17 protein-coding genes and 1 pseudogene are annotated in these 18,721 nt (G+C 61.2%); 12 read left to right on the forward strand and 6 right to left on the reverse strand.

The genetic code is table 11. The features are described 5' to 3' along the window. A partial coding sequence (locus VQ042_RS21260) for a transposase (RefSeq protein ID WP_331822304.1) occupies window positions 1-206 on the reverse strand: 206 nt, incomplete at its 3' end. 589 nt (window positions 207-795) lie between these two features. On the opposite strand from VQ042_RS21260, the gene VQ042_RS21265 reads away from it, so the two are divergent. Continuing rightward, window positions 796-2,238, forward strand: a complete 1,443-nt coding sequence (locus VQ042_RS21265) for a MobA/MobL family protein (RefSeq protein WP_331822305.1) — start codon at window positions 796-798, stop codon at window positions 2,236-2,238. After that, window positions 2,192-2,782, forward strand: a complete 591-nt coding sequence (locus tag VQ042_RS21270; protein ID WP_331822306.1) for a hypothetical protein — start codon at window positions 2,192-2,194, stop codon at window positions 2,780-2,782. Before VQ042_RS21265 ends, VQ042_RS21270 begins: the two co-directional genes overlap by 47 nt. A 280-nt stretch (window positions 2,783-3,062) precedes the next feature. Here VQ042_RS21270 and VQ042_RS21275 read toward each other — a convergent pair whose 3' ends face one another. Beyond that, window positions 3,063-4,589 (reverse strand): aldehyde dehydrogenase, encoded by a 1,527-nt coding sequence (locus tag VQ042_RS21275; protein ID WP_331822307.1) that lies wholly within the window; start codon window positions 4,587-4,589, stop codon window positions 3,063-3,065. Between the two features lie 30 nt (window positions 4,590-4,619). Next, the gene (locus VQ042_RS21280) at window positions 4,620-5,255 is read right to left on the reverse strand and encodes a GntR family transcriptional regulator (RefSeq protein ID WP_331822308.1); all 636 of its coding nucleotides are present in this window, start codon (window positions 5,253-5,255) and stop codon (window positions 4,620-4,622) included. A gap of 253 nt (window positions 5,256-5,508) precedes the next feature. Here VQ042_RS21280 and VQ042_RS21285 point away from each other — a divergent pair, with 253 nt between their 5' ends. Genes VQ042_RS21285 through VQ042_RS21315 form a run of 7 tightly spaced genes read left to right on the forward strand, consistent with a single transcriptional unit; the run spans window position 5,509 to window position 11,715 of the window. Then, window positions 5,509-6,741 (forward strand): ABC transporter substrate-binding protein, encoded by a 1,233-nt coding sequence (locus tag VQ042_RS21285; RefSeq protein ID WP_331822309.1) that lies wholly within the window; start codon window positions 5,509-5,511, stop codon window positions 6,739-6,741. A gap of 24 nt (window positions 6,742-6,765) precedes the next feature. Beyond that, window positions 6,766-7,626, forward strand: coding sequence for a branched-chain amino acid ABC transporter permease (locus tag VQ042_RS21290; protein WP_331822310.1), 861 nt, complete (start codon window positions 6,766-6,768; stop codon window positions 7,624-7,626). Next, complete coding sequence (locus tag VQ042_RS21295) at window positions 7,623-8,621, forward strand: branched-chain amino acid ABC transporter permease (RefSeq protein ID WP_331822311.1); 999 nt, start codon at window positions 7,623-7,625, stop codon at window positions 8,619-8,621. The genes VQ042_RS21290 and VQ042_RS21295 overlap by 4 nt, the downstream gene beginning before the upstream one ends. Further along, window positions 8,618-9,361, forward strand: coding sequence for an ABC transporter ATP-binding protein (locus VQ042_RS21300; protein ID WP_331822312.1), 744 nt, complete (start codon window positions 8,618-8,620; stop codon window positions 9,359-9,361). The genes VQ042_RS21295 and VQ042_RS21300 overlap by 4 nt, the downstream gene beginning before the upstream one ends. Beyond that, window positions 9,351-10,070 (forward strand): ABC transporter ATP-binding protein, encoded by a 720-nt coding sequence (locus tag VQ042_RS21305; protein ID WP_331822313.1) that lies wholly within the window; start codon window positions 9,351-9,353, stop codon window positions 10,068-10,070. Before VQ042_RS21300 ends, VQ042_RS21305 begins: the two co-directional genes overlap by 11 nt. After that, window positions 10,033-10,890: an alpha/beta fold hydrolase gene (locus VQ042_RS21310; RefSeq protein WP_331822314.1), complete on the forward strand. Its 858-nt coding sequence runs from the start codon at window positions 10,033-10,035 to the stop codon at window positions 10,888-10,890. The genes VQ042_RS21305 and VQ042_RS21310 overlap by 38 nt, the downstream gene beginning before the upstream one ends. 21 nt (window positions 10,891-10,911) lie before the next feature. Continuing rightward, window positions 10,912-11,715, forward strand: a complete 804-nt coding sequence (locus VQ042_RS21315) for an alpha/beta fold hydrolase (protein WP_331822315.1) — start codon at window positions 10,912-10,914, stop codon at window positions 11,713-11,715. Between the two features lie 97 nt (window positions 11,716-11,812). Here the strand turns inward: VQ042_RS21315 and VQ042_RS26085 are convergent. Continuing rightward, window positions 11,813-12,742: pseudogene (locus VQ042_RS26085) on the reverse strand (IS30 family transposase). 503 nt (window positions 12,743-13,245) lie between these two features. Continuing rightward, window positions 13,246-14,043 carry an aldo/keto reductase gene (locus VQ042_RS21325; RefSeq protein ID WP_331822317.1) on the reverse strand — a complete coding sequence of 266 codons (798 nt, stop codon included), beginning with the start codon at window positions 14,041-14,043 and terminating at the stop codon, window positions 13,246-13,248. A 711-nt stretch (window positions 14,044-14,754) separates the two neighbouring features. On the opposite strand from VQ042_RS21325, the gene VQ042_RS21330 reads away from it, so the two are divergent. Together VQ042_RS21330 and VQ042_RS21335 are read left to right on the forward strand one after the other, a co-directional pair. Further along, complete coding sequence (locus VQ042_RS21330; protein WP_331822318.1) at window positions 14,755-16,938, forward strand: UvrD-helicase domain-containing protein; 2,184 nt, start codon at window positions 14,755-14,757, stop codon at window positions 16,936-16,938. Beyond that, complete coding sequence (locus VQ042_RS21335) at window positions 16,935-17,534, forward strand: topoisomerase DNA-binding C4 zinc finger domain-containing protein (RefSeq protein WP_331822321.1); 600 nt, start codon at window positions 16,935-16,937, stop codon at window positions 17,532-17,534. The genes VQ042_RS21330 and VQ042_RS21335 overlap by 4 nt, the downstream gene beginning before the upstream one ends. An 11-nt stretch (window positions 17,535-17,545) precedes the next feature. Here VQ042_RS21335 and VQ042_RS21340 read toward each other — a convergent pair whose 3' ends face one another. Next, entirely contained in the window at window positions 17,546-17,956 is a 411-nt protein-coding gene (locus VQ042_RS21340; protein WP_331822319.1) for a transposase, read from the reverse strand. Between the two features lie 406 nt (window positions 17,957-18,362). On the opposite strand from VQ042_RS21340, the gene VQ042_RS21345 reads away from it, so the two are divergent. Continuing rightward, window positions 18,363-18,721 (forward strand): hemerythrin domain-containing protein (locus tag VQ042_RS21345; RefSeq protein WP_331822320.1); only part of this gene is annotated, 359 nt, incomplete at its 3' end.

The following is an 18,721-nucleotide window of genomic DNA, read 5'->3' on the forward strand; positions in this document are numbered from 1 at the left end:
CTGTGCAGGGTGCGCGCGGGATCGCGGGGGTCGTCGATGCAGGCCGCGAGCTTGCCGGCCACGTCGAGCCGCCGCTCGACCTCGCGCAGCGCCAGCAACCCGGCGTCCGAGGAGAGCGAGCCGCCGTCGAAACGGGCGGTCACCACCTTGCCGTTCACCGGTGACAGGCCCGGCAGCGGCGGTGTAGTCTCGTCCTTGGCGGGCATGGCCTCTCCGATCTGAAGTTTGCGGCGTCAGCACCCAAAAACTACGCCGGATCAGAGGCTTGGGCTAGGCCCGCCAACCATGATGCATAATTCGCGCTAGGTGCTCTGGGTTGTCGAAGATCATTCCGTGAGCCATGCCCTGCAAAGTTCCTAAAGCGAACTGCTTCTGATGCGAATGAAGTGTCGGTAAAGGGACTTTCGCGAAGTTCGGAACTCCGCCCGTTGGCACTTGACCATTGCCGCGGCCAACGAACCACTGGTCTCTTCGGGATGACATCTCGCGGCCCTGAATTTGGAACTAGCAGGAATCTGAAAAAATAGCCCCGCGGCGAGGCTACAGGTCTGTTCCCGGTTGACGCCGTCGATCGCCAGTAGCTGCATATCGACAATGTCCCTGCGCCTTTGCGCAGACGTCACGTGGCGAGAGAATTCTGGGTTCTAACTTTCTAACCCCCGAGCGAGGATTTGGAGCGGTATTCACTAACACATAGCATCGGGAATGATGATGAAAACGAAATCCGTCGGAGTCCGCTACCGCAGGATTTCCCGAACGCGAGGAGGAACAGCTCTTGCCAGGTGTCGATATCAGATGGGCTCCGAGAACGGCCAGAAAGCGGGCGTCTTGCTGGAGCGATTGATGATGGCACCGAACGACGCGCCGTCTTGGGTAAAGAATCCCGAGATATTCTGGACGCGAGTTGGTGATGCGGAAAAACGATGTGACGCCCTTGAAGCTTGGGTCTTCGATTTTCAGTGGCCGAGAGAGTTCCCGTTCCACTTGTTTCGAGAAGTGGTGGAAGGCGTGTATGGCCAGTTCCGTGATCAGGGTTTGGTCGTACAGATCGACTTCGAAAATGAACCGGCTGCCGACAGAGGCGACAACCCGCATATCCACGCGATGATATCGACGCGTCCTATAGACGGGGACGGCTTCGCGAATAAAAAGAATAGGCGCATCAACACCTTTTTCCGCCTGGCGGGCGGGTACGGTCCGCGGTTTCACCTTGCCGATGTTCTGAACGCTGTTGCGGCTCTTCATGGCATCTCGGTGAGGTTTGACGGACATTCAAATGCATGGCGGAACCTGCCGCCGGGCGAAGACCGGCTGCCGTTACACGTGAAACGGAATCCGGAGACCCCATCGGCCCAGAAGCTTCTCGCAAAACTCAACGCCCAACGTTGCGCAAGAGGAGAGTTCGACGCCGTTGTCGATCAAATTGCCGAGAATGAGATGGTGGACATAAGCATCGCTCGGCAGCTTGAGATTGAGAAAGATGCGCAGGTCGCTTTCCGAAAACGAGTGGGAGATAGCAGTGGAACGCGGTGGATTTTTCTCCAGGGAACCGAACCACGTCCGATCCCCTGTTTGGAGGGGTCTGCGCTCGCATATGCGACGGGATCTGATGGTGCTTATGTCTGGAACGATGATGACGCCATCAGAATTGATGGCGAGATCGCCTTTGACAGATCTTGTCTGGTGAGCCGCGTCGCTTGGGCGCACGGCTTGCAGGGTTTTGACGAGGGATCCAATTTCTCCGACTGCTACAAAGTCTCATCGGAACCAGATCCTCACTGGCACACTCCGACGGCTGTCAGAAGAGTGTCGTCGATCATCTCCGACATCTTCAAAGAACCACAGTGGAAAGAAAAGCTACAATCGTGGCGCGATGCGCTGGTTGAGGACGGCTCTTCCTGTCTTGCGACCATCGTCGACGATTTGGGCGGCCTTCGTTCGCTAGGATTTCCTGTTCCACACAGTTCTGACATCACAGCAATCGTTGGAGACCGTCAACGGGATGATCTGTGGGCTCGTTATCGTCTCTGTGTCGAGGCCGATATGAGTGACCTGCCATTCAGTAGAGCGGGGCGCGTGTTAGTTCGATACAGCCAAAAGGAGAGGTCGGCAGAAAATTCTCCGCAGCAGGCATTGGAACTTTCAGCCTCTCATCGAACAATTCCCCCCAAATTGTTGGAGGTGGAACTTGATGTCGAAACGAATGAAACTGGAGAGCGATCTTCAACGGGTCCGTGAAGAGCGGCGTGCTTTGCTCGAACGAGAAAAGGCTGTCCGGAAGGAACTTCGTACTCTGTCGCAGAAGACGACCCAGCGAGCGGAAACGCTGCTCGGTCAGGCCTTTTTGAAACTCACCAAAGCTCGCGGAGAAGTCACGCCGACGGCGATTTTGCATGCGGTGATCATGGATGCCAAGGTGACCGACATCGACGCGATCGAGGTGCTGAAAGAAGGACTCGGAATGGAAGGGGCCGAGCCCATCGCGAATCTGACTTCCCCAAACGAGGGCAGCCAGAACGGTCTCGGAGGCGAAGCTAGTGATGTCCGTGAGCGTGTAGCTGGTGAGGCAGCAAGCGAAGAGGCAAGCCGTCCCGTGGTGGAGACCGCCGAAGCGTGGCGGGGGTCGAGCGAAGCTGGTGGGATGCGACAGCCGCTTTCTGTTAGTTTGTCGGGGAGCGATTCCCGTCGGGTCCCCCTGAGCCTCCGCCCGATGGGGCAGGCTCGCACTGACATCGCCCCGCGCCCGACGGCGGAGGACGTTGGTCATGTCGACGGCGTGTAGGGTTCGGATGCGGCCCGGCATCAGGCTGGAGCGAGCGGCCGTTCGGGTCTTTACCGTCGCGGCCGTCCCCCTGCTGTATGCGTGCTTCCGGTGCCATGACGCATCTTGGCGCGCCTCGTTGCGGCATCAACTCGCAGGGGAAGCTGCGATATCCCACCTATGGCTGCAATCTCGCTGAGGCGCGTCGAAGGCTGGGGCGCGGTCAAGGATTGCCCATGCCCGGGGACAGATCGGGCATGAGGCACTTGCAGCACACCGCAGATGGTATCCGCGATAGTTCTCAGTTCAGGCGACGCTGTCCCGACGTGTCCTGGTACCAGTCGAACGGCTGGTCGCCGGTATTGATCATCACGCTTTTCACATCGAAATGATCCTCGAAGGATTCCGGCCCGAATTCGCGGCCGATGCCCGAGAGTTTCACACCGCCCCATGGGGAAGCGGGGTCCAGCCGATGGTGGTCGTTGATCCAGACGATACCGCAATCAATGGCTGCCGCCACGCGGTGGGCGCGGGCTACGTCACGCGTTCTAATCGCCGCAGCCAGCCCGAACGGTGAGTTGTTGGCCAGGGCGATCGCCTCTTCCTCGGTGGAGAATTTCGTTACCGAAGTGAAGGGGCCGAACACCTCTTCCTGGAAGATACGCATATCGGCGGTGACGTCGGCGAACACAGTCGGCTGTACGAAATAGCCACCGCTGTCTGCTAGGTCAGCCGGAATTTCGCCGCCGGCAACGAGTCGAGCGCCGTCTTCCTTGCCGAAGCGGACGTAGTTCATGACGCGTTGGCGCTGTTTTTCCGAGATCACCGGTCCAAGCTGGGTCTCCGGTTGGGTTGGATCACCAATCTTGATCGACTTCGCCTTGGCCGCGAGCTTTTCGACGAATTCGTCATAGACGTCCTCATGGACAATGTGTCGACTGCCGCAGACGCAGGTCTGGCCGGCGCCGATGAAGGCGCCGAAGGCGGCATAGTTGACGGCCCGGTCGACGTCGAAATCGGGGAAGACCAACACCGGAGTCTTACCGCCGAGCTCCAGCGTCTGGTGGGCGAAGTGGCGACCAGCCTGTGCACCGGCGATCTGACCGGCCTCAGTGCCGCCGGTGAGCACCAGCTTATTGAGGTTGTCGTGCTCGCAAAGCGCCTTGCCGGTCGTCGGGCCGAGGCCGGTGACGACGTTGAAAACACCGTCGGGAAGGCCCGCCTCGGTGAAGATGCGGGCGAGGGCAAGTGTCGTCAGCGGGGTGTATTCGGATGGCTTGACGACGGTGGTGCAACCTGAGGCGAAGACCGGGGCGAGGCTCTTGCACATGATCATCAGCGGGTGGTTGAACGGCGTACAATTGCCGACGACGCCGATTGGCCGACGCAGGGTGTAGTTCAGATAGTCGCCCTCCACCGGGATGACCGCATCGCGGCGCGCCAGTGCCAGACCGGCATTGTAGCGGAAGAAGTCGGGCAGGCGGCGCAGCTGCGCCCGGGTCTCGTTGAGCGGTCGACCGTTGTTCATCGTCTCGAGGTAATAGAGTTCGTCGAGATGCGATTCGAACGCGTCGGCCAGCTTGTTGACGAGGCGCGCGCGAGTGCGCAGCTCCATCCGGCCCCATTCGGGGCTCTCGAACGCCCGTCGCGCGCTCTTCACCGCGCGATCGACATCCTTTTCAGTGGCGTGCGGGATGCGTGCGATGACTTCGCCATTGGCGGGATTGCGGACATCAATGAGTTCATTCGTCTCGCCCGCGACTTCGCGGCCGTCGATGAAAAGCCCGTGGGTCTTGATCCCGGTGTTCAGATTCTGTGCGGCAGACATGTCTTCTCCCTCTGTGATTGGCGGCGGCACTCAGGCCTGGACCGCGGCCCATTCCAGAGCCGTGATGAAACGCTTCTCAGCGGCGCCGGTATGGGCCTTCAGCAGGTTGACCGCCTGCTTGGCGTTGCGTTGCTGCAAGGCAATAATGATCTGTTGGTGCTCTTCCACCAGCTTCTGGGGGTCACGGCCGCGGGTGGCGGCGACACTCATCCGCACCAGCCGGTCCATCTCCTCGATGAGGTCACAGGCAGCCCGGCTCATCCGGCTGTTGCCGGAGCATCGCGCCAGAGAACAATGAAAGTCGCGGTTGTAAGCGATGAAGTCCGCGTGGTCGCCGCCGACGAAGCTGCGAAACTGATCCAGGCTCTCCAATTGTTCGTCACTGGCGTTGCGGGCAGCCTCAGCTATGCAGGCAAGTTCCAACACCTGGCGAAACGCGAACATGTCGTGTGCATCGGACATAGAGACCGGCGACACCCTATAACCCTGACGCGGCAGGACCGTCATCAGTCCCTCGCGCACCAGTTGCTGCAAAGCCTCGCGGACCGGCGACTTGCTCACCTCGAACTGCTGCGCGAGCTCCTGCTCCCGGATCTCAGCGCCCGGCGGCAATTTGCAGGTGAGGATGCCCTCCCGCAGAGAATGATAGATTTCGATTCTTCTCATCGGCCGTCAATTCTTTCTGCTCGACCCGGTATGCCCTGCTCTGATATATCACGTCAACGCAAAAATCGATCTCTTGCCCCGGTCGGATGCGAGTCGAGGGCTGGCGCAAATCCGATAACTCTCTGTTATTTCATTAGTAAACCGATGAGGTGGAAAATCATGTTGACAGTCACCGATCTAGAGTGAGATGCCATTGTGTGTGAAAAGATCTGTCAAAGACGCATCACGAATGGAAATATCGGGAGGAGATAAAATGTCACAGCAAGGTGGAATTCTGTCGGCGATGGTGCTGTCGGCCGTCCTCGGCGCGACAGCGGCGCAGGCCCAGGACAAGGGGCCGGTGAAAGTCGGCTTCTTGACGGTCAAGTCTGGCGCGCTCGCCGCCGGCGGACGCCAGATGGAGGAAGGCCTGAAGCTTTGCATCGATCAGCATGGCGGAGAGATGGCGGGTCGCAAGATCGAGGTGATCACTGCTGACACCGCTGGTCAGCCTGCGGTCACCAAAACCAAGACGCAGGAATTGGTCGAGCGCAACGGCGTAGACGTTCTGATCGGGCCGCTCGCTGCCTTCGAGGCGCTGGCGATCGACGACTACATCCGCTCGGCGGAAGTACCGATCATCTCGCCATCTGCCGCTGCCGAGGACCTGACGCAACGCCAACCAAACCCGTGGTTCGTGCGTGCCGTCGGAACGTCTGCTCAGGCGCATCACCCGCTTGGCGAATATGCCGCCAAGGAGCTCGGCTACGAAAAGATTGCCATCATCGCCGATGACTTTGCCTTTGGCCATGAGATCGCCTCGGGCTTCCAGCGGGTTTTCCAGGAGAATGGTGGCACCGTCGTCCAGAAACTGTGGCCGCCGCTGAACACGGCCGACTACGGCTCCTACATCACCCAGATCGATCCTGAAGTCGACGCAGTCTTCGCCGCCTTCGCCGGCGGCAACGGCATCAAATTCCTCGGCCAGTACAAGAACTATGGGATGGAGATTCCTGTGCTCGGCTCGATGACAACGGTCGACGAGGGTATTCTCAAGAGCATGAGCGACGAGGCCGTCGGCGTTATCTCGTCAGGTTGGTACAGCGCGGGTATCGACACGCCGACTAACAAGAAGTTCGTCGAAGCCGTTCGCGAGGAGTTTGGTGCCGATCCCGGTTATTATACGGTCGGCGCATACATGGCATGCGAATTCCTCAACAACGCTCTCGAACAGGTGGGCGGCGACGTCTCCGACAAGGGTGCCTTCATGGAGGCGCTCCGCAATGTCGACATCAGTGACAGTCCCTATGGCCCGGTGACGGTGGACGCCTACGGCCAGCCAATCATGGATATCCAGATCCGCAAGGTCGAGGAGGTCGACGGCCGGCTGCAGAACACCGTTCTCAAGACGTATCCGGCGGTCAGTCAGTTCTGGACCTACGATCAGGAGACGTTCCTCGCCGCGCCAGTCTACACGCGTGATTACGTCGGCGGAACTGCCAACTAAGCCGCGTCGAAGGGGAGGGAGCCGATGAATTTCTGGGTCATGCAGGGACTGAACGGTCTCGCCTTTGGTTCCCTCCTGTTCATTCTGGCCGCAGGCTTTTCGCTGATCTTCGGATTGATGCGCGTCGCGAACCTTTCGCACGGGGCCTATTTCATGCTGGGTGCTTATGTCGGGCTCGCCGCCATAGATGCCGGGTTCAATTTTTGGATCGCGGTCCTCGCGGGTGGTCTCACCGTTTGCGTCCTGGGTGGAGTGATCGAGCGATTGATCCTGCGGCGCCTCGCTGGCAAGCCGTTAGCGCAGGTGCTGGTGACTCTTGGCATCGCCTTCATCATCGCCGATGGTTGTCTGTGGTTGTGGTCGGGAGATCCGCGTCCGCTGCCGATGCCTTCCGAACTGCAGGGAGTTCTGCGCTTCGAGGGCCTGATCTTTCCAAAATATCGACTCTTCGTCGTTGTCGTTGCTTTCTGTCTCGCTGGTGCTCTGTGGCTGTTGCTGGAACGCAGTCGCATAGGCGCGATGATCCGCGCCGGTGTCGATGACATGGAGATGGCACGTGTCATGGGCATAAGGACATCTTTGCTGTTCCCGCTTGTGTTCTGTCTCGGTTCCGCACTTGCGGGAGCAGGCGGGGTCCTGGCCGGTCCGATCCTGTCGGTCTATCCGAGCATGGATACGGACATGCTGCCGATGGCGCTGGTCGTCGTCATACTGGGGGGCGTCGGCAGCCTCGGCGGAGCCTTCGTCGGCGCTTTGGCCATCGGCTTCATCTACAGCTACGGGCAGGCGCTGGTTCCAGATCTTGCCTATGTCATCCTGTTTTTACCGATGGTGCTGGTCCTTACGATCCGACCGACCGGTTTGTTCGGGAGGCGACTGGTATGAAGACCTCATCCATCGTTGGGTTGATGGCAGCAGCAATCGTGCTCGCTTTGGTGCCGCTGGTCGTCACCTCGGACTTCTATATCAACCTTGCCAGCCAGATCCTGATCGCTGCGATCCTGGCGCTCAGTCTGAACATTCTCGTCGGTTTCGGCGGGCTGACGTCGCTGGGTCATGCGGCCTATCTCGGCGGATCGGCCTATCTGACCGTCTACCTCACTGCCCATGCTGGGTTCGGCCAGCTTGAGGGTGCGCTGATTGCCGTGGCCGCAACGACGGTACTTGCCATGGTCTTCGGGTATCTGGCGTTGCGCGCCACCGGGCTGGGCTTCCTTATGATCACCCTCGCGCTCGGTCAGATTCTCTGGGGCCTGGCATACCGCTGGGTCGGGCTGACAGGTGGCGACAACGGGCTGGGAGGCATGGTGCGTCCGCGGCCCTTCGGCATCAATCTCGACGATCCGGGCGCTTTCTACCTCTTTGCCCTCTTGGTATTCCTTGTCGCCTTTGTCGCCATGGCTTGCTTCGCGCGCTCGCCCTTCGGCCAGAGTCTGGCGGGCGCCCGCGACCAGCCGCGCCGGATGCGGGCGCTGGGCTACAATGTGTGGCTCATCCAATGGTGCAGCTTCGTCTACGCAGGTTTCTGGGGCGCCATCGCCGGCCTCCTTTACGCCTACTACAATCAGTTCGTCAGTCCGCACGCGCTGAACCTAATGACTTCCGCAGAGACCCTTTTGATGGTGATCGCAGGGGGTGCAGGAACCCTATTCGGCCCGGTGGTGGGCGCTGCCCTCGTCATCATCCTGAAGAATGTCGTCAGCGCCTATATTGCCCGCTGGGTGATGCTGCTTGGTGCGATTTTCGTTGCCATCGTCCTGTTCATGCCGGAAGGCCTGGTTCCCGGCGTCATGCGTTGGGTGCGCACTGGAATTGCGAAGGGACGACGCCCGCAACGCCGTCTGCCGGACAGCGTGACAGCCGGGGAGCATTCAACATGAACGCGCTCGCTTTGGAGATCGTCGGTTTGAACCGATATTTCGGAGGCCTGCCTGCGGTCAATCAGGTCGACCTCAAGGTGGAGGCGGGCGAGCGTCGGCTGCTGCTTGGACCCAATGGCGCCGGCAAGACGACCCTTTTCAACCTGATTTCGGGCGATCTTCGCCCGTCGACAGGGGCCATCCGGGTGTTCGGACAGGACGTGACACGGACGCGAACTGACCAACGGACCCAACTCGGTGTCGCCCGCACCTATCAGATCATCACGCTGTTCGCGAAAAGCACCCTCGCCCACAACGTTGCGATGTCCTTGATGGGCCTCAGCCAGAGCCGTTTCGATCCCTTTACCAGTCTACATCGCCGTCGAGCGCTCTGGCAGAAGGCGCATGAGACACTGGCCCTGGTTGGGCTCGAGTCTATGGCCGAGCGGCCCGTTTCCGAAACCAGCTACGGCGAACGGCGTCGACTGGAAATCGCGATGGCCCTGGCGCAGGAGCCACGGTTGCTGCTGCTCGACGAACCGCTCGCCGGGCTGTCCACAGATGAACGTGGCGACGTGCAACGACTGCTGGAAACAATCCCTCGCAGCGTGACCATCGTGATGATCGAGCACGACATGGATGTTGCGCTCGCCTTCGCCGATCGCATTACCGTCATGCAACGTGGGGCGATTGTGGTTGAGGGCACGAGGGCCGAAGTCGTGGCTGACCCCAGGACGAAGGAGGTCTATCTTGGCCACTGACGCGATCTGCATCGAAGGATTGAATGCATTCTACGGCGACAGCCACGTCATCCACGACCTGTCTCTGAATGTCAGGTCTGGCGGAGTCCTCGGCCTGCTGGGACGCAACGGGGCGGGCAAGTCTACCACGATTGGCGCGATCATTGGATTGGTCCAGGCACAGGCGCGCAGCCTGACCTTGTTCGGGGATTCGATCCTGGGCCTCAGTCCGGAGCGGGTTTCGCGGAAGGGCGTCGGTGTCGTGCCGCAGGGGCGGCGGATCTTTCCCTCCTTGACAGTCCAGGAAAACCTCACGGTCGCGGCACGTGGGCCCGCCGACAGCGGGTGGTCTGGTTGGGAACTCAAGGATGCATACTCGGCCTTTCCGCGGTTGGAAGAGCGACAGCGCCAGTTCGCCGGCTCATTGTCGGGCGGCGAGCAGCAGATGCTGGCGATCAGCCGGGCGTTGATGACCAGTCCGCGGCTCCTTCTCCTTGATGAGCCCTCGGAGGGACTTGCACCGCAGATTGTCGCGGAGGTCGGCCGGGTTCTGAAGGACCTGAGTCGCACCGGCTTGTCGATCGTACTGGTCGAGCAGAACATCAAGCTCGCCATGGAGATCGCGGACGACGTGGTCATCCTCAACAATGGCCGGCTGGCGCATGCCGGGCCGGTCGAGTCACTCCGCGCCGATGACGGGCTCGTCGAACAGCTCCTGGGCGTTTACTGAAAGGCAGAGCATGACATCCATCAAATTGGCGGACGGGACCCTCGACGTCATTGAGACAGGCAGCGGCAAGCCGCTCGTCCTGCTGCACTCGCTCTTGGCCGACCGTTCGGTCTTTGACCGTGTCGTTCCGATGCTGGCCCGCGACCGCCGGGTGATACTGCCTGACCTGCCGGGCTTCGGAGGCTCGCCCTCGGCCGGTGCAACGATTGAGGCCGTCGCCGACCGGATCGGTGGCCTGTTCGACGCACTGGATCTGCAGAATGCTGATATTCTCGGCAATGGCTTCGGCGGCTTTGTCGCCAGCACGCTGGCAATCCGGCATGGCGATCGGTTCGATCGGCTGGTGCTCGCCGATACCGGCGTGACTTTCACCGAGGCCGGCCGCGCCTCATTCCACGTTATGGCTGCGCGGGTGCGCGAGCACGGTATGGAGGGGGTCGTCGACATTGCGATGAAGCGGCTGTTTCCTGAAGACTATCTGGCGGCTAATCCGGAGGTTCTGGCCGAGCGGCGAAGCGCCTTGTTGAAGACCAATCCGGACTTCTTCGCCGATGCCTGCGCGGCCTTGGCCGGGCTCGATTTGACGGCGAATATCGGCGCGATACGCAATCCGACGCTGGTCGTCGTCGGATCTGTGGACGCGGCGACGCCGCCCCCCATGGCGCATGAGCTCGCGCGGTCCATCGAGGGCTCCGAACTGGTCGAACTCGCCGGTCTCGGCCACGCGCCGATGGCGCAGGCGCCGGATGTCTTCGTTGACGCCATTGCTGGCTTCCTGGGCCTTGCGCGCGCTGAGCAGCCGTCGCGCGCAAGGGCCTGACCACGAAGGGGAGTCACCACAATGACCATCGCACCAATCGGCCGCTACGAGATCAATTTCCGGGATGAGGGTGAAGGCTTTCCGGTGGTGATGATCCACGGTCTTGCCGGCGATCTCAGCGCCTGGACGCCGCAGGTGGCGGCGCTGCGCGATCGCTTCCGGGTGATCAGCTTCGACAATCGCGGCGCCGGCGGCAGCTCCCAGTTGGACGAGCCAGTGAGCACCACCGATCTGGCCCGGGACACGATCGCGCTGATGGCGCATCTGGGCATCGACAACGCCCACATTGTCGGCCGCTCCATGGGCGGCGCGATCGCCCAAATCGTCGCACTGGAACGACCCGATCTCGTACGCTCCCTGGTCCTGTGCGCCTCGTTCGCGAAAATCGACCCCTTGGGCCACCGCGTGCTCACCAACATGCGGCAAGTACTGGAATGGCGGGGCGACTGGGGCGACCACGCCCGCCACTCGATCCAGAATTTCGTCGGCTCGGAGTTCTTCAATCGCGAACGCGATCAGATTGCTCGGATCGAGGCGCTGATCGGCGGAGAGACGCGGCTGCCGGCCTGCTACATCCGCCAGAACCACGCCTGCCTCGAACATGACACGCTGCCACGGCTCGGCGAGATCGCCTGTCCGACGCTAATCATGGGAGGCGGACAGGACCCGATCTGCTCGCCCACCGCGACACGCTGGATGTCGGAGGGGATCGTCGGATCGAGGACGGTCATGTTCGACGGCTGCAGCCATTTCTTCCTGATGGAAGAGCCTCAAAAGTTCATGCACGAACTCGTTGTCTGGCTGGACCAGGGTTTCACGCACTAGCAGCATTGGATAGGCCGAGGAAGGTTTTCCCTTGTTTTCTCGGAGGTTTTGCTTGTCGAGGAAACGACGGTGGATTCCAGCGCGAAGCGCAACATGCTCATGAGAAGCGGATTCTGACGTACTGCCAAGTTCCTGGAGGAGGCACTGGAAAGGGGTGATGAAGCCGAGGCATTTTCGCGGCGTGGTGTTGAGGCTGACAATGGCGTCCTGGAGATCGGCTTCGGACAGGGTGTTGAGATCGAGCCATCTGGGCAGCCATCGTCGCAATCGTCCGTTGGCGTTTTCGACGCCTCCCTTCTGCCAGGAAGCGTAGGCGTCGCAGAACCAGGTCGACATGCCGAACAGGTCGTCGAGCAGGCGGTGGCGGGCGAAGGCGGTGTCGCGATGGTTTCGGCGGCGGTCTTTCCGTTCAGCCTCGTGGCGAGCGTCACACGGGTCTTTCGGTCTTTCGCTCATGAAGGACGAGAACCGGGCGAGCGCGCTTGCAGATGACAAGATCAGCCTCCCAATGCCCGACCTGTCGGCGATCCTCGACCTCGGCCGGATGGTCATGGATGGAGCGGCGGTTCTTGATCGTATCGCGTGACAGGCGTGCTCTCATCCGGCGGCGCGTCCTGCGCCGGCGCAGGAGATAGCGCCAGAGCTCCTGGGCCTTCTGCGAGGCGCGATAGACGAAGGCGTAGATGGTCTCGGTGGCGAGCACGCGCAATTTCGGCTCCGCACCATTCTTCAGCCAGCCCGCGATCTGCTCCGGCGACCAGCCTTCCGACAGGCGCTCGATGACGAACTGGCGCAGGCGCCCGTCACTCTCGAGCACGGCATCCCGCCTCCTGCGCTCGATATAGGCTCCGTCGGCTACGACCGGCGAATAGTCGCCGCCTGGCAGCGCGTTGCGTTCCAGTTCGCGACTGATAGTCGACCGCGACCGGCCAAGGGTCTTGGCTATGCCCGCCTTCGAATGACCGGCCGCGAGGAGAATGGCAATCCGCTCTCCTTCGGCGGACGAAAGATGCTCGTAGCATGACATGGCAACACTCCCGAAAGGTCTGGAAACCAAGCCGATCCTACATCGGCTAGGGGGTGTTGCACCTCGCGCTGGAACTCAGGGACCCCTGTTTTGCGGCGCAACAATGCAGGTCAGGGGCAGTTGGGAGTAGAGCGCACGACGGTAGAGGACATCACAATGCGGTATTGAAATTCGAACTGATGTTGAAACTATGCGATCTCGCGCTGGGTTCGCCCGCTCATCTCCACCAGACGTACGGCCTTCGCCTCGTCTTGGTTGTCGAACGACGATGTGGCTTGCCTGGAATGCTCCTCCTTCCATTAGATGAGCTCTCCAGTTTTACGAGGGCACGTCGGCGCCGCGGTAGGCCGGTGCGGATTGTCGAGCAACGAACGGCCGAGCATTACCCGATCAACCGTTTCGTCTTTGATGAGCGTATTCGCTGCACTGCGACGAACTCGATCGGCGCTTCCCGGCCTCCTCGACGTGCTCTTGCGCGCAACGCCCCCCCAGCGGCGCCCTGATCAGAGCATCTCCAGCGGGATGCGGCGGCGCGGACTTGGAAAGGCGGCGTCCAAGGCAGCGAAATCGCCCGTCGACAGGGTGAGATCGGCAGCGGCTCTGTTCTCGCGAACATGTTCGGCGCTTCCGGCTTTCGGAATGGCGATCACGCCTTCGCGGCGCATTGCCCAAGCGATCGCCACCTGCGCTGGTGTCGCGCCGATCCGGTCCGCCACGGTGACGAGCGCGGGATGCGTCAGGAGCCGGCCCTGTTCGACGGGACTGTACGCCATGACCGGGATCGAGCGGGCTGCGAGCCAGGGAAGCAGTTCGTGCTCTGGACCGCGCCTCGAAAGGTTATAGAGGATCTGGTCGGCCGCGCATTCACCGCCGCCCGCCTCGATCAACTCGATCATATCTTCGGTGTCGAGATTGCTGACGCCCCAATGCCGGATTTTGCCAGCCGCCTTCAGCGCCTCCATCTCCTCGACGGTCTCCGCCAGGGGAACCGAACCTCGCCAGTGCATCAGATAGAGATCGATCCGATCGGTCCGCAGCCGCCCCATGCTCGCCTCGCAGGCGCGGGTCAGCCGGCCGCGCGACGCGTTTTGCGGATAGGCCTTGCTGACGATGAACAACTCATCGCGTACGTCCGCGAGCGCGTCGCCGATGAGACTCTCGGCGGCGCCGTCCCCGTACATTTCCGCTGTGTCGATCAGCGTCATGCCGAGTTCGACCCCAAGCCTGAGCGCCGCCATCTCGTGCGAACGCGCCGAAGCCCGCTCGCCCATCTTCCAACTGCCCAGGCCAAGCGCCGGCACCNGAGTTCGACCCCAAGCCTGAGCGCCGCCATCTCGTGCGAACGCGCCGAAGCCCGCTCGCCCATCTTCCAACTGCCCAGGCCAAGCGCCGGCACCTTCTCGCCATGCGGCAACATCACGGTCTTCATGATGGTTCCTTCGGCATCAGCGCTGTTCCTCACGGGAGGCAAGCGGCGGCTGGGCGACGAAGGCCGAGATGACGGCGCGGCTCGTCACCGATGCCCTCATCATGATCATGGCGACTTAAAATCCGAAACTAATCTTAAAAGGCGCCTACGTCACCCGAGGGGCCAATATTGGACGCGAAAAGGGGGTCACGGTTCGGCGCGATTTGACATCAGGTAGCGGCGGTGGCCACGGCTCGCAAGCTCGCCGTACTGATCTTGTCGGATTTCAATGCCTTGCCGTGACTGGATATTCAGAAAGGGATTGTGAAGTTCGTGTACTCGCTTTCCGGCCACAGTGTCGTAGACGCGGAATGACAGTTGCCGTCCCCAGCCGCCACAGCAGTTTAATCCATTGGAAAGCCGGAAGCCCAGTTCATTGATTCGACTTCAACAACGCACATTGTTCAGATTTCTGGCTGATCCCCTCGGCAGGTCCACCCGCGCTATGGAGCTGGACGGGAATTACATCCGGGCCACACGCCGCGGCCTGGTCACGTCCATCTCGTTGCAGTCGTTGGCGACCGCGCCTTCCCTTAGAAAGGGGATGCTCGGAACCGTACTGACCATCAGTTCAGGCGAGTTTGACGATGTCACGCTGAAGGGCGCGGGCCACCAAGATGCCCATGAATTTTCGGAACGGATCAAGGAAGCGTGGACTCGCTTCAATCTCGCGGCCCTCGAGAAGGAAGCGGCGCGCCTGGACAGGATCCTCGGTGAGGTGATCTCGCTGGCAGCGCCGTCCCGATACCCCGCCGCGTGTCAAATCGCGCCTCTGCTCGAACAGGCCCGTGCTCTGGATGCTTCGCTCCTGTCGAAGTTCAATGCCGAAGCCATCGGACGCGAGACTGTCGCGCGCATTGCGCCCGTCCGGAAGTTTGCAAGCGACCCGCGCACGTTACGGGCGAACGGCGTCGCGGCCTTCGTCACCGCCGAACTGGATCGCTGGAAGGATTTCTTCGACACGATCGAGAGCAAGCCGCTGACGCCGGAACAGCGCCTTTCGGTCGTCGTCGATGAGGATGCGACGCTCGTTCTAGCCGGGGCGGGATCGGGAAAGACCAGCGTCATCACCGCCAAGGCCGCCTATCTGGTCAAGGCAGGTATCCGTCCGCCGGAAGAAATCCTGCTTCTCGCGTTCGCGAAGAATGCGGCGGAAGAGATGTCGGAACGGGTCGAGGCCCGATCTGGCGTGCCCATCGTCGCGCGGACCTTCCACGCGATTGCCTACGACATTATCGGCATCGTCGAAGGGTCAAAGCCAGCTCTGGCCGACCACGCCACCGACGACATGGCCTTCACCAACCTGATCAAGCAGATCCTAAAGGACCTGGTCCACCGGCTGTCGGACGTGTCGAATGCGATCATCCGGTGGTTCGCGCATTTCCTGGTCGAGCCGAAGACCGAATGGGACTTCCAGACCAAGCACGACTTCTACACCCACATGGAGGGGCAAGACCTGCGCACGCTGCAGGGTGAAAAGGTCAAAAGTTACGAAGAGCTGCAGATCGCCAACTGGCTCTACGAGAACGGCGTCGAATACGAGTACGAGCCGGTCTACGAACACAAGATCCCCGAAACGGGCAGGCGCGATTACCAGCCGGATTTCCGCCTGACCGAAAGCGGCATCTACATCGAGCACTTCGGGGTGCGGCGTGAGAAGATGGCCGGCGGAAGCGAACGGCTGGTCACCGCGCCCTTCGTCAACTGCGACGATTACCTGGCTGGTATGGAGTGGAAGCGGCAGGTCCATACCGAACATAAAACCACCCTGATCGAGACATACAGCTATGAGCGGCAGGAGGAGCGGCTGCTGAGCGGCCTCGCCGAAAAGCTGGCACCCTATGTTACCCCGAAACCCCGTCCATTCGGCACGATCTATGACCGGATCGTCGAGTTGAAGCAGGTCGATGACTTCTCGAAGCTGCTCGGAACCTTCCTGCGCAAGTTCAAGAGCGGCGGCTACAGCCTGCAGGACTGCGAGACCAAGTCCGACCGGATGAACCTGGGCAAGCGCGCCCGGGCGTTCCTCGACGTCTTCGCGCCGGTCTTCGAGGAATACCAGAAGCGCCTTGAAGGCCGGATCGACTTCGAGGACATGATCCTGCGCGCCGCGCACTATGCGGAGAGCGGCCGCTATGAAAGCCCGTTCCGCCACATCTTGGTGGACGAGTTCCAGGACATCTCGCAAAGCCGGGCCCGGCTGGTGAAGGCGCTGAAGGCACAGCATCCGGATGTGCGGGTCTTTGCCGTCGGAGATGACTGGCAGTCAATCTTCCGCTTCGCCGGGTCCGACGTCCACTTGATGCGCCATTTCGGTCGGGAATTTGGCGGCAGCTTCGACAGCGAGACGGGCGTGCATAGGTCCGTCGATCTTGGCCGAACCTTCCGATCGGTCGACCAGATCGCTTTTGCGGCCAGAACCTTCGTGCTACGGAACCCGGCCCAGATCCAGAAGCAGATCGTCCCGGCCGGGACCGCGACCGAACCCGCCATCAGGGTCGTGACCGTCTCCAAGGGCGAGGATGAGGCGAAATTGTCCGAGGTTCTTGCCGCCATGTCAGCCGCTGTGGCACTGAAGGCGAAGCCTGCGACGGTGCTGCTTCTCGGCCGTTACCGCTTCATCGAGCCGGACCTGCAGCATCTGAGACGGCGCTTTCCGCAGCTGAAGATTACCTTCAAGACCATCCAGCCTCCAAGGGTCTGGAGGCCGATCACGTCGTCCTGCTGAACGCGGACAGCGGGCGCACGGGATTCCCGTCGGAGATCGTCGACGACCCCCTGCTGTCTCTGGTGTCGCCGGAGGAGGAGGTGTACCAGAACGCCGAAGAACGGCGCGTCATGTATGTCGCGATGACGCGGGCCCGACACACACTGACGATCCTTGCCTCGAATGCCCGGCCATCGTCCTTTGTCACTGAGCTGAAGAAGGATCCCGCCTACGGCATCGCCGCTCAACCTGGCGTGGAGCTGGAGGAACATGGCTGCGGCGAATGCGGTGGGCGGTTGTTGGGTGTCACCGGGAAGGATGGCCGCATCTGGTATCGCTGCGAGCATGTCCAGCATTGCGGAAACCTGCTGCCCGCCTGCCAATCCTGCAGAAGCGCTCTGCCCCGCCGCACGGATGGAGCCGCCGAGCTTCAATGTGGCTGCGGTACCACCTATCCGACGTGCCCCGAATGCGAAGATGGCTGGCTGGTCGACCGCAGCGGCAGCTATGGAAAGTTCCTTGGCTGCGTCCGCTATCCGACCTGCGTCGGGAAGGCGAAAATATCGAGCGGTGACCGGACCGCAGTCACGAAGCCCCGACTCCGAACCAGGGTCTGATTCCCACCCGCTCATGAACTGACCGCTTTGATGTAGGGATAGTTGCAAAGGGATTGGATTCGGCTCGGATCTTTGGTGGCGCGGTTCCAGACGTTGCAGCAAGCGTCGATGACGGCTTGCCTGTCGCGGAAGACGCAGAGGCTGAGGGGGGTCTCGCGCAGATAGAGCCACAGCCGCTCTACCGGGTTAAGTTGGGGACTGTAGGGCGGAAGCGCGACGAGGGTGATGTTCGTCGGTACGTCGAGGGCCTTTTCACCGTGCCATCCGGCGCCGTCGAGAACCATGACGACATGGACGTCTTCAGGAATGGTGTGGGCGAACTCGGCGAGGTAGAGGTTCATCATCGCCATGTCGGCATAGGGCCGGACCAGGGCGAAGGAGTCGCCGGTGGGGGTTCGACGGCGCCGAAGATGTAGGTCCATTCGAAGCGCTGGTTGTCAATCGGCGTTGGATTGGGGGTCTGACGCACTCTCGATGACGATCAGGCGGCGCCGAGCAAGCGGGCGCGTGCCGCCGGCAGGAGCGGTGACGTGAGTTAAGGCCGCAACCCCAGAGGTCATCTCCTTATGAGGCGCCGCAGATGGCCGGCGACGGTTCGGTACCGTGCGCAGGCGCCGCGGCAGAATAAATCCTGCGAACGGTTGAACGGTCAGTCCGCTGTAGCCATGTTGCGCTGCAGCATACTCGTCGGGAGGACCTGACGTAGCCAAACGTGCCCAGTTGCGTAAGCATTGCGTCCAGTCGCGTTTCAACTCCGAAATTGTGCCGTGCAAGCTGTGGGCGGAAATCTGCTCGGCGGCCAGGCACGCTTTTCCCACGAGGAATCATATGACCACCATTCGCCAACTGATCCAGAAGAGCCCGGACAAGACCAATGAGCTCTTTGCCAAACTCGTCGACACCTCCGACGCCGCGGTCAAAACACGGGACCGGCTGCTTTCTGAGCTTAAGGTCGAGATCGAGGATCAGGCCAAGCTCCAGGAGCAGCACCTCTTCCCTGTCCTGAAGAAGCACAAGGAAACAAAAGACCTCGTTGCAGACGCGCTTGACGACAACAAGGAGACGCGCAAGCTCCTGGCTGAGCTCGAGGGCACGCCGAAGGACAGCAAGGAGTTCGCTACGAAGGTCGCCGACCTGAAGAAGGTGTTCCAGCAGCACGTTCGGGACGAAAAGAAGGAGCTCCTGCC

Source organism: Aurantimonas sp. A2-1-M11, from assembly GCF_036549475.1.
In the GTDB taxonomy this organism is placed as follows: Bacteria; Pseudomonadota; Alphaproteobacteria; order Rhizobiales; family Rhizobiaceae; genus Aurantimonas.